General features: G+C 43.1%; 8 protein-coding genes. 6 read left to right on the top strand and 2 right to left on the bottom strand.

Going from position 1 to position 12,394, the window contains the following annotated elements:
• The first annotated feature begins 178 nt into the window (after positions 1-178).
• From AACT21_RS00355 to AACT21_RS00330, 6 genes are all read left to right on the top strand, one after another.
• Positions 179-1,003: a tetratricopeptide repeat protein gene (locus AACT21_RS00355; protein ID WP_235800204.1), complete on the top strand. Its 825-nt coding sequence runs from the start codon at positions 179-181 to the stop codon at positions 1,001-1,003.
• A gap of 187 nt (positions 1,004-1,190) precedes the next feature.
• The gene (gene speA, locus AACT21_RS00350) at positions 1,191-3,101 is read left to right on the top strand and encodes an arginine decarboxylase (protein WP_026027469.1); all 1,911 of its coding nucleotides are present in this window, start codon (positions 1,191-1,193) and stop codon (positions 3,099-3,101) included.
• Positions 3,102-4,031: an agmatinase gene (gene speB / locus AACT21_RS00345; RefSeq protein WP_013867969.1), complete on the top strand. Its 930-nt coding sequence runs from the start codon at positions 3,102-3,104 to the stop codon at positions 4,029-4,031. It abuts the gene before it with no gap.
• A 269-nt stretch (positions 4,032-4,300) separates the two neighbouring features.
• Positions 4,301-6,211, top strand: coding sequence for a methyl-accepting chemotaxis protein (locus AACT21_RS00340; protein WP_017043354.1), 1,911 nt, complete (start codon positions 4,301-4,303; stop codon positions 6,209-6,211).
• 53 nt (positions 6,212-6,264) lie between these two features.
• Positions 6,265-7,947 (top strand): pyridoxal phosphate-dependent decarboxylase family protein, encoded by a 1,683-nt coding sequence (locus tag AACT21_RS00335; RefSeq protein ID WP_094164394.1) that lies wholly within the window; start codon positions 6,265-6,267, stop codon positions 7,945-7,947.
• Between the two features lie 158 nt (positions 7,948-8,105).
• Complete coding sequence (locus AACT21_RS00330) at positions 8,106-8,825, top strand: carbonic anhydrase (RefSeq protein WP_094164393.1); 720 nt, start codon at positions 8,106-8,108, stop codon at positions 8,823-8,825.
• A gap of 120 nt (positions 8,826-8,945) precedes the next feature.
• Here AACT21_RS00330 and AACT21_RS00325 read toward each other — a convergent pair whose 3' ends face one another.
• Together AACT21_RS00325 and AACT21_RS00320 are read right to left on the bottom strand one after the other, a co-directional pair.
• On the bottom strand, positions 8,946-10,661 hold the full coding sequence (locus AACT21_RS00325; protein WP_094127136.1) for a putative bifunctional diguanylate cyclase/phosphodiesterase: 1,716 nt from the start codon (positions 10,659-10,661) through the stop codon (positions 8,946-8,948).
• Positions 10,662-10,953: 292 nt separating this feature from the next.
• Positions 10,954-12,258, bottom strand: coding sequence for an inosine/guanosine kinase (locus AACT21_RS00320; protein WP_094164392.1), 1,305 nt, complete (start codon positions 12,256-12,258; stop codon positions 10,954-10,956).
• Positions 12,259-12,394: the final 136 nt, after the last annotated feature.

Raw genomic sequence — 12,394 nt, 5'->3', positions numbered from 1 at the left:
CAAAAAATAGTTTGAGTTAAAATGGTTATATGTGGATGACAGGCCAGAGAAATTTGGGTCCATCGGTGTGCAGATTTGAAAATGGCGACGAATAAATCGACAACGTGTCTGATGAAAGAGGTAGAGAGTGAGAAAAATAAATGAGCAACCGATTGTGCGGCAATTATTGCCACTATTCTTGTTCCTGATAGTGCTAACGTCTTTCCCAACACTGGCACAGGAAGAGCCTTATTCTGAATCGCCAATATTGGATCGTCCTTTGGTTGAGCGCTACATATTGGATGAGCTGAAAGCGTTAAGACAAGATCAACAAGATCTTGAACGGCGACTCACGATTCAAATTACCGACAGAGAACTGTCCGTTGCAGACAAGTCACTGAATTACTCGAATGTGACGGTGACCTATTTTTTCTATGTCATCGCTGGTGTTGCCTCATTAGTTGCATTAATTGGTTGGCAGTCACTTAAAGAAGTGAAGCACAACACGCGTGAACTGGCCGATAAACGGCTAAATCAAATTGCGCAGGAATATGAGAAAAAATTCCTCGCCTTGGAGCGAGATCTTAAGCGCAAAACACGCATCATTACCGAAAACAACCGTGAAATTGAAATTATTAATGAAATCCATAACTTATGGTTGAGAGCGCAAAGTGTCCAAACACCAGAGCAGCGTATTGAAGTGTATGACGAAATTTTAAAAATCCGTCCCGGAGATTTGGAAGCGTTGACATACAAAGCAGATGCTGCGATGGAAATTCGAGAATACTACTGGGCACTGAGTCTATGTAATCGCGTGCTAGAGTTAGATGATGCTAATGCGCCAGCCTTGTACCAACGAGCATGTGCGTATGCGCGTATCGGAGCCGAAGAACAAGCGATTGAGGATTTACAAAGAGCCACGGAAATTAGCGCTTCATTGCGAGATTTAATTGCAGAAGAAGCTGATTTAGAAGGGCTACACGGCAATAAGAAGTTTGACGAGCTGATCAGTAGCAACATTTGATTTTGTATTAAATTTCATCCACTTTTTATAGCGAACTGGTGATAATCAAACGTAATCTTAACGACAAATTATTATCATTAGACACACATACGCTTTTAACCGTTAATGCGCCTGACGTTACAGGCGTCAAGTCGTGATATCAGACTTTCTGATTCACTTTTTACTCTCTGTTTTTGTGAGATTAGATGTGGAACAACCATCCAAATTAGATCGCGTTCGCGCTGACTACAATGTTCATTATTGGAGCCAAGGCTTCTTCGGTATTGACAATCAAGGCGAAGTTTATGTTTCGCCGCGCCATGATAAGGCGCACCAAACCCCCTTGAGTTCGATCGTAAAGCAGCTTGAAGCGCGTGATTTAAATTTGCCTGTGCTTGTACGTTTTCCGCAGATCCTGCATCAACGCGTACATAACATTTGTGACGCCTTTAATCAGGCGATTGAAGAATACCAATATCCAAACAACTACCTGTTGGTCTACCCAATCAAAGTGAACCAACAAAAAGAAGTGGTGGATGAGATTTTAGCCAGCCAAGCGCAGCTAGAGACTAAACAGCTTGGATTGGAAGCGGGCAGTAAGCCAGAATTATTGGCGGTATTGGCTTTAGCCCAACAAGCAAGTTCAGTGATTGTATGTAACGGCTACAAAGACAGAGAGTACATTCGTCTGGCCCTGATTGGTGAAAAGCTTGGCCATAAAGTATTCATCGTTTTGGAAAAATTGTCTGAGCTGGATCTCGTGCTGAAAGAAGCGAAAAGCCTAGGCGTGAAACCACGTTTAGGGCTCCGTATTCGTTTAGCTTCTCAAGGCGCGGGGAAATGGCAGGCGAGTGGTGGTGAAAAATCGAAGTTTGGGCTCTCTGCATCTCAAGTGTTGACCGTTATCGAACGCCTTAAAAAAGAGCAGCAATTAGAAGCGTTGCAACTGGTGCATTTCCACTTAGGTTCGCAAATGGCGAATATTCGTGATGTGCGTAATGGCGTGAACGAAGCGGCGCGTTTTTACTGCGAGCTGCGTGATATTGGTGCGGAGATTGACTTCTTCGATGTGGGTGGCGGTTTAGCGGTGGACTACGATGGTACACGCAGTCAATCATCCAACTCGATGAACTATGGTTTAGCTGAATATGCACGCAATATCGTAAGCACGGTGAGCGATGTGTGCCAGTTATATAGTCAGCCAAGGCCAGTCATTATTTCTGAATCAGGCCGCTCGATTACCGCGCACCACGCCGTACTTATCACTAATGTTATTGGTACAGAAGCGTATTACCCAGAAGAGATTCCAGAAGTCGGTGAAGAAGCTCCGGTATTGCTACAAAACATGTGGCGTAACTGGCAAAGCTTAAGTGAAGGCTCTGATGCGCGTGCACTGATTGAAATTTACAACGATACGCAAAGCGATCTGTCGGAAGCGCACAACCAGTTTTCGACTGGCGTTATTAACCTTCAGCACCGTGCTTGGGCTGAACAGCTATCGCTGCGCATTTATCACGAATTGACACTGCAAATGAGTACCAAAAACCGCTTCCATCGTCCTATTTTGGATGAACTGAATGAGCGTTTGGCGGATAAGTTTTTTGTTAACTTTTCACTGTTTCAATCATTGCCAGATGCGTGGGGAATCGACCAAGTTTTCCCTGTGTTGCCATTGTCTGGCCTTGAAAAAGTGGAAGATCGCCGCGCCGTGATGCTGGATATCACCTGTGATTCTGATGGTGCAATCGAGCAGTACGTCGAGGGGCAAGGTATTGAAACAACGCTGCCAGTGCCAGCATGGAATGCCGATGAACCGTATTTGATGGGATTCTTCCTTGTAGGGGCCTATCAAGAGATCTTAGGTGATATGCATAACCTATTTGGCGACACACACAGCGTGGTGGTGAACATGGCAGAGAATGGCGAAACTGAAATCGTATCGATCAACGAAGGAGACACGGTTGAAGATATGATGCGCTATGTTCATATTGATGTGGATGCCATCCGTAAAAACTACCGCGAATTAGTTAGCCAGCGTGTGGCGGTTGAAGAACAAGAAAATGTATTGCAAGAGCTTGAGCAAGGCTTGAGCGGTTATACCTATCTAGAGGATTTCTAAATGAATGATTTGTTTACTAAAACTGATTATTCCCTGTATTCCAATGCGATGACGTTTGTACGTCGTCCTTATGTTAAAGACCCAGTAAGTGCAGATGCCGATGTCGTGGTACTGGGCGTACCTTTGGATATGGCTACATCAGGTCGCCCGGGGGCGAGAATGGGTCCAGATGCGATTCGTCGCGCTTCAGTGAACCTTGCATGGGAAGGTAAAAAGTTTCCTTGGAACTTTAACTTGTTCCAAGATACCAAAGTGATCGACGCGGGCGATTTGGTGTTTGATTGTGGTGACGCTGAAGATTTCACTTATCGCTTAGAAGCGGCGACTAGCGAAATTCTAAAAAGTGGCAAAACCATGCTTGCTTTAGGTGGTGACCACTTTATCACGCTGCCTATATTGCGCGCTTATGCCAAATATTATGGCGAAATGGCATTGATTCACTTTGATGCTCATACAGACACCTATGCCAATGGCAGCGCTTATGATCACGGCACTATGTTCTATCATGCGCCGAAGGAAGGGTTAATCTCAGCCAAGCATTCTGTGCAAGTGGGTATTCGTACCGAATACAAGCAGGAAGGCCACGGCTTTAATGTCATCAATGCGATGCAAGCGAATGATATGTCAGTGGAAGAGATCGTCGCTAATATTCGTCAAACTATTGGTGATAAACCCGTATACCTGACGTTTGATATTGACTGCTTAGATCCCGCTTTTGCTCCTGGAACGGGTACGCCAGTATGTGGTGGATTGAATTCCGATAAAGTGCTGAAAATCATTCGTGCATTGGCCGGTATTAATTTGGTGGGAATGGATGTTGTTGAAGTTTCTCCTCCGTACGATCAAAGTGAGCTAACGGCTTTGGCTGGTGCGACAATTGCTCTAGAGCTGCTTTACGTTTGGGCTTCTAAGCCAAATGTGGCGTCATAAAAAATAAGTCAGCGCGCAGCATCACCACTGCGCGTTTTTCTTAACCATCATCTCAACGTATTTCCATTAAAAATCATCATCTTGTCTTTCAATGTAAAATTCACTTTGCGCACTCAATAATAAATATTAATGACATAACTTGCATAAGTGTTCGCCGTGTACCAATTTTATTAGGTTGGCTAGGTGTCTCATTGGTCTACCATTCATATTAATAATATGATCAAGTTTCACCTTAATCTTTCTAGCTGTTACACGGTGAGGGTGAATCTATGACTTTAGGTTTTAAAAGCAGAATATATGTGAGCGTAGCACTGCTCGTTGCGATTTCTTTAATTGTTTTGGGCACCATCAACATGCTGTCGTTAAAAGAGAAGATGATTACCTCTTTAACCACAGAAACTCAAAACAAGCTCAACTATCACGTTTCTGAACTCGAATCTTGGGTGAAAACACGTTATCAAGCCGTAGTTAAAGGTTCACAACATTTCCGATCTGCTCTTTCTGATCAAGAGAATGTCAACTTAGTCCGATTGTTAGCTGAGAGTGCACAAATTTCAAATGTCATTATGGCGTATGACGATGGCCGTGCCTATATGTCGTTTGACAAAGACAACGGAGTTGTTACAGGTCAACAAAATTTCACCAGTAGGGATTGGTATCAGCAAGCAAAAACCTCTCGAACTGCTCAGGTAACTGAAATTTATGAAGATAAAATCACCGGTAAACAGGTTATTAGTGTAGTTATGCCTGTCTACCAACAAAGCCGTTTCATTGGTGTTTTGCTGGGAGATATCCAACTGGATGAGGTTATTGTCCAAGTCAGTAATATGCGCTTTGCCGGCGGTGCAGCGACACTAACCGACAAGCATGCTGTCTTTTTTGCTAGTGATGATCCTAGTGATATTGGACGAACGCCCTCGCAAGTCAGCCCTAATTTCCTCGAAATGGAGAAACTTTTTAGCCAGCAAGATGCTGGTCATTTGTCATTTCCTTATTTAGGCATTGAGTTTGATGGTTATTTCAAGCGCGTTAACCTAACCGATAATATGTACTGGACCATGATGGTGTTCGTCGACAAAGGTACGGCGTTAGCTAATGTGTATGAAGCGCAAAGTAGCGCTATTTACACTGGGGTGATTTTGCTCATTATCAGCGTCGCGGCAATCTTCGTCATTCTTAATTATATCTACAAGCCTTTGCTACGCCTGAAAAAAGCGGTACTTGATCTTTCGAAAGGCTCTGGTGATTTGACACGCCGCTTGGAGGTGAATGGTGATGATGACTTAGCGCAGATAAGCCAAGGCTTCAATTTATTCTCAGAAAATCTACAAAAAATGATGTTGCAAATATCTGATGCCAGTCAAAACATCTCCTCTAATATTGAGCAGTTAGGTCAAACGGCAAAGGAAAATGAGCGGATGCTGCTTTCGCACTCATCTGAAACAGAGCAAGTGGTGACGGCCATTACTGAAATGAGTGAAAGTGCACGTACTGTGGCAGAGAGCGTCACGCAATCGAATCACATTACTGACTCGGCGAGCAAAGAGGCCAAACAATCGATTATTATTGTGAATAATGCGGTTGAAACGGTCAGCTCATTGGTGAGTGATGTTGAACAGATGTCTGAGCGCATTGCCAATATGAACAAAGATGCGATCAAGATCAGCGAAGTATTGACCGTGATTGGCGCTATTTCAGAGCAAACGAACTTGCTTGCGTTGAATGCGGCGATCGAAGCGGCGCGTGCGGGTGAGCAAGGCCGTGGGTTTGCGGTGGTTGCAGATGAAGTTCGTGCTTTAGCGGCGAGAACGCAAAACAGCACTACTGAAATATCAGATATGCTGGCCAAGCTACTTGAAGGGACGGATAGCGTTGTAGCCGCAATGGACAAAACTAAAAACCAATGTCAAACCACAGCAGATAAAACGTCCGAAGTTTCTGGCAGTTTAAACATCATGAGCACTTCCGTTTCCGAAATTGATGATTTGAGTACGCAGATCGCAGCTGCGACCGAACAGCAAAGTACAGTGGCAGAAGAGCTCAGTCGCAATATGCTAGCGATAAGAGACATCGTTGAATCATTGGTGGTGAGTGGCAGACAAACCGTCAGTGCTACAGAGTCACTCTCTTACTCAAACCATGAGCTTGACCGCTTGGTCTCCAACTTTAAATTAAAGTAATAAAACGCCGCTAACGCGGCGTTTTATTTGGGATTAAGCACGGAGAGAGCATCATGAAAACAGCGTATTATAGCGTGTGGCTAGATGAGCACGCCAACCAACTGAACCCTGCGTTTGAGCAAATTTTCCAGACAGTGAAAGCGCATTTTTTTGCTCGCGATCCCAATCGTTGGCCTTTGTATCGTATTCACGAGATCGCCCGTTGGCTTGAAGAGCGAAAAATTGATGCGCCAACCGTGGTAAATACTGCATTGCAGCAACAATTACGGCATTCAAACACCATTCCTCGACACTCGAGCCACGCCATTCACCCTTTTAACGACTTAGCGCTTTATGCCGCCAAACGTTCAAAAAACTGGGATGACCCTCGCTCAGTGGAAAATGTGATCTCGACACCTTGTGATCCGGCCATTCACGGTGCGCTACTTGCGACTATTGCCAACCCTAACTTGGTTTATAGCGAATATGCGGGAGATGCCATTGAACTGGAAAAATTAGTCGTGCGGCAAATCGCGCATTTAGCTGGTTATGATAGTGATCAAGCGACTGGAGTATTCACACAAGGAGGTACATTTTGTAATTTGTACGGCTATCTATTAGGTATTCGAAAAGCGTTGCCAAAGTCAGCTCTGAATGGTTTGGCGGGCGAAGATTACAGGATATTCAATTCAGAAGCAGGTCACTATTCAAACATGACAAATTTGTCGTTGTTGGGGGTTGATGTTCAAGGTAAAGCGATTCGGATCAAAGTTAAAGATAACAATGAAATGGATTTGGCTGAATTAGACCAACAATTGATTTTCTGTTTTAAAAATGGCATTGCTGTTCCTAGCATAATGCTGACATTTGGCAGTACCGATACCTTCGCAACTGATGATATTGAACAGGTTTATGCGATAAGAGAAAGAAGATGCCAAGAATATGCGATTTCGATAAAACCACATATTCATGTTGATGCTGCTGTTGGGTGGAGTATGTTGTTTTTTCAAGAGTATGATTTTGAACGCAACCCTTTATCGCTTAATCGGGCAACACTGACGGGTATTGAATCCTTATTGCCGAGGATTAAAAGTTTACAATTAGCGGATTCATTTACGGTCGATTTTCAAAAATGGGGTTATGTCCCTTATACTTCCAGCTTGGTGATGCTCAAAAACAAACACGATCTCGCGGTATTAAAAACAGATCCCGGTTATTACTCCTACTTTGAACATGCTCAAAGAGAAGAGAGCCATTTGCAATCGACCATTGAATGTTCACGCAGTGCCGTGGGTGTTTTTTCTGCCTATTCAGCACTGCAACATTTAGGTATCGAAGGCTACCAAACCGTGATTGGTCATACATTGCAAAATGCTAATTATTTACGCTGCCAATTAGCCGCTCTACCACACTGCAAGGTGGCAGCAGTAGAAAACCAAGGGCCAAGTGTTACTTTTCGTCTCTATGACCCACAGAAAGTGACGTGTGCTGAATCGATGTTTGATCAAGAAATGAACGTCGCACGTCAGGGTTCTATGGTTGATTCGATAGTAGAGAATACGCTCTACCATCGTCATCAGTTCTTATCTCATAAAGGCCAGCATCTCAACACCAATTGGGTCGATTCGATTGCGCGCACTCATTATGATGACACTGGACATTGTTTACATATTCCGGGAGAAAAAGCGGTTTTAATGAACCCCAATACCACCCGAAAACATATCGAACAGTTTTGCCAAAACATTGTTCGGCGCTAGCCATGGAAAGGGTGAGCGCGAACTGAAATGAATGACTAGTCACGTCAATGTAATGTTATTTTTCACCACGGATGCGGTATGAAGAATGTATTACCATGTGCGCGTGATATTAACCTGAATGTTACATTTTAGATAACAAGCTGTCTCAAGGAACGATAATGAAAAAACAACTGTTGACCCTAGCAATTAGCGTTTGCTTTACCTATGTGGCGCAAGCAAATGAATGGGGATATGAAGGTGAACGTGGCCCTGAACATTGGGGACATGTTTCTAAAATTTGTGAAATGGGCAAAAATCAAAGCCCAATTGATATCAATGGTCTCGTTGAAGCTGATTTAAAATCTTTGGATATCCATTATTCAGGCGTTGTGAGTGCATTGACCAACAATGGACACACGCTGCAAGCCTCAGTTTCAGGAAAAAATACACTGGTAGTGGATGGTACAGAATTTGAACTCAAACAATTTCACTTCCATACCCCTTCTGAAAACTTAATTAAAGGACATCAATATCCTTTAGAAGCGCATTTTGTGCATGCTGATGCGGCTGGCAATCTGGCAGTTTTGGCGGTGATGTTTGAAACGGGTGCACAGAACGAACCATTAGCTCAGCTTATTGCGGAGTTGCCTAAAGTTGGGGCGAATGTGCCGTTAGCAAAAGGGTTAGCAGTACAGTCACTGTTACCTAAGCTAGATGAGTATTACCGTTTTAATGGGTCACTCACAACGCCGCCTTGCAGTGAAGGCGTGAGATGGTTGGTGGTCAAGCAGCCGAAAAGTTTGTCACAGCAACAAAGTGCAACACTACATAGTGTGATGGGAAATAACAATCGGCCCATACAAGCTCACAATGCTCGCTTAGTGCTAGAAAAAGAATGACAACGCTCTTTGAGCGATTTGAAGTCGCAGTCGGGCTCACAGGGTTTACTATTTCCTTTCCGCTCTGCTTCTTCAAATTTTAGGTGTAAGTGCTTAATTTAGCTAAGCTATTTTTTGTGCTTATTCATTAACAGCATTTAATGTATAGCGGCTTGCACTGGCTAAAGATAGTGGTTTTGAAAACCAATAGCCTTGTAAATAAGTTGCCCCCATCTCTTTAAATTTTTGGTACATGTCGCCATTTTCAACCCCCTCAATAACAATGTCGACGCCATTGGTGTGACAAAACTGGATGAGAAAGGCTAAATATTGTTCTGATGCTGGGTTAGTCAGTGTTTTCCATACAATGCTTTTGTCTATTTTAATTTGATTGAGGGGCAAATCAAAGAAGCTATTGAGTGAGCTAAAACCAGCTCCAAAATCATCCAGCGACAGTTGAAACCCCATTTCATTTAAGGAGTGAAGCTGGTTAATCGCATTTTTATCGCCATCGAGTATGACAGTTTCCGTCAGTTCTAACACAATAGAAGAGGGCAATACACCGGAAGTCTTAGCCATTGTTAGTATCTGTTGTGGGAAGTCACTTTTCAGAAGTTGAAGGACTGAAACATTAATATTAACCCGAATATTGACCCCATTTTGTTTATTGTAACGGCCAATAAACTCACAGGCTTTTTTGAAGACAAAATAGCCTAAATCAACAATCAGCCCCTTTTTTTCTGCAACGGGAATAAATTCGTCCGGGAAAATCTCACCAAACTCTTTTGAGCGCCAGCGGACCAAGGCTTCAAAGCTGGATACCTGTCCTGATTGTGCATGAATAATGGGTTGGAATTTCACGGACAATGAACGTTGATCTAATGCTTCCTTTAAGCCTCTTTCGATGAAGAAATAACGATCAACGTTTTTTTGAATTCGGCCACTGTAAATTTCGATACGAGAATGATTTTTAGCACTGGCAAATTGGCAAGTTCGTGATGCAATATTTAACAACTCATCGGCAGATATAGCACGGTTTATCTCAGGATAGACACCAATGCTAATATCATTACCATAGAGGTGCCCATGCTCCGTGGCTGATTTCGAATAGTGCTTCATTATTTGAGAGCAGATATGCTTGAGCTCATCGTATGAGCGTTCTCCTCTAAGTAATATGGCAAAATCGTCAGAGCGAATACGGTAAAAATCAGCAAATTCATCGGGCAGTTCACGCAGTGCACTGACGACGTGATTCAGTAAATCTTTAACAATGTCTGAGCCGTATTGATTGAGATAAGACTTAATATCTTCAAGTTGGATGTAGATAAGTGAATAAGGCTCTCCAATTTTGAGTGCTTTCTCATCAATATCGAGCAGTAATTTACTTCGATTATAGAGGCCTGATGAGCTGTCAAAAAATGCAGCTTGATGAATGTAATCTTCCATCAATTTTTGATCGGAGATATCTTTATGGCTACCCACCATAAAATGTTCACCGTTCACACTTTTTGTGACCGCATTCCCCTCTAACCAGATATATTGACCATTTGCTTTTTTGACTCGGTATTGAATCGATTCCCTTGATTCAGTGGTGCTGATATGCTTGTCGACGCGGCTGTTGAGCAGTGCACGATCCATAGGATGAACCAAACTCAGCCAATCAGCATAGGAAATAGTTTCGCTGTTTACACCAAATTGTACATAAAATGTTGGATTATAGAGCACCATGTTTCCATCGCTGCTCATATAAAACAGACCTTGACTAAAAAAATCGAGAACATGAACCAGACGCTGCTTTGCAACGGCACTGTCTAGGTCTGAAATTGAATACTCTTCCTGCGGAAATGACATTGTCATGTTAATCCTAATTCAAGCGAAAGCAGCAATGGATGATAATTGTGAGTCTTGATCCAAAACCTTTATGACTCATCTTTAAAGAGTACTATAACGCTTGTACTAAGATGTCTCAATTATAAAACTATTGATTCATCAATTAGGCACAAGTTATCAGTTTATTTCACGGAAGTTGTTATTTCTGAAACGAAATGGTGAGACTTAAATAACGTAGGATCGCATCGTGCGGTTTATTCGTTGTGGAAAGAATAAAAGCGACAAATTGTCGCTTTTATTCATGTAGAAGTCATACGATTTAACGATCCCAATACGCTTCTTCTAGGCTATCTTCACGTTCTGGTAATGCTCGCGATAAACGAGGAGAGTGCTGTGTGAGTACTTCGTAGCTGACACGGTTTGCATATTTGCAGATCTGAGATAACGAAGAGTAAGTGAGGTACGGCACATCATGTTTGGCAGAGTTTGGAACATTGCGTTGATGATAACTATTCGCGGCCATATCGTGCAATAAAGCCGATAGCGCTCCGTCTCCCGCTCCGTTAGTGTTTTTGATTTCCAATGGGCCACCCAAGTAAGGGCCAATGTGTGAATACACTTTTATTGGGTTGAGGCAGTCTTGTTTTCGCATCGCACGGCTAAATTCGTACTTGTTAAATTCAGCAATATTACCCGGTAGGAGAGGTAATTCAGTTTCGCGCTTTGCGCTTTCATCGGTGTAGCTAGCCATATAAAGACCCACGGGCCCCGCGGTGCAGAGGATTAAATCTACCCATTCGAGTGCTTTGTTAGCCGCAAGCAGTGGATCTTTCTCACCAGTTAACGCTTCACCTTCTTCTTCATTCATGGCGACGACTGTGATGTTTTCTTTGATGTAGTCTTGCCACCACTTCGCATTACCTTCAATTACATACTTAGTGCCTAGGGTTAACACCACTGGAATGTTCTTGGATTTAGCGATCTCAATAGCGCGTTTGACCGCAAGTGGCATTGGATCTTCGGGCTTTCCACGCATTAAGTAGGAAGAAACAACTAAAGCGGAAGCTTTTTCAAAAACTTCTTCAGGAACACTATCAGGGCGAAGTTTATTCATATGCCCTTCATTAATGGCGAAGGTGCGCTCTCCATCATCAGAAATTAGGGTGTAGCAACGCCCGATAGGACCATCGACAGTTTGAAGATGGTTTAGGTTCATGCGCGATGAGGTTCTACACAAATAACGATAGCTGTATGAGCCGACTTCAATATTTTTGGACATCACGCCGAGCAAAACGGATTTGCTATCGGCCAACACAGAGTAGTTGTGCAGTGTGTTGCCAATCGTATCTCCCGGGTATTGGTGAGTAATTAAACCTCGTTCGACTAGCTCTTCATAGAGCGCATCGGCTTTGCTCTCTTCGAGCACCAGTGAGTGACCTTTACTCAATTGATGTTTCTCTAAGAACTCATTGTCTACACGAGCTTCAATATCAACAATGGTTTGCCCAACACCGACCACTGTTGGGCGGTGGAGCATAGCCGTTTGTTGAATTTGATTGACGAGAGGGTCACGAGCATGAGTCGGAAAATAGTGCTTAGATTTACGCTGTCCAGGAAACTTCATGTTGAAAAATGAGAATTGAAAATTTCCCGCATCATATCACGGATATGAAAGGTTCCTTTCATTTTTATTACATAAAAAAGTGAGCTAAATCCAGATAGCCGAGGCGTTAGCGGCTATTTAGTGAGCGTTATATCCG

This window comes from Vibrio sp. V08_P9A1T1 (assembly GCF_963874405.1).
In the GTDB taxonomy this organism is placed as follows: Bacteria; Pseudomonadota; Gammaproteobacteria; order Enterobacterales; family Vibrionaceae; genus Vibrio; species Vibrio anguillarum.
The sequence above is the reverse complement of the archived record's forward strand: the minus strand, read 5'-3'. Positions and strand labels throughout refer to the sequence as shown.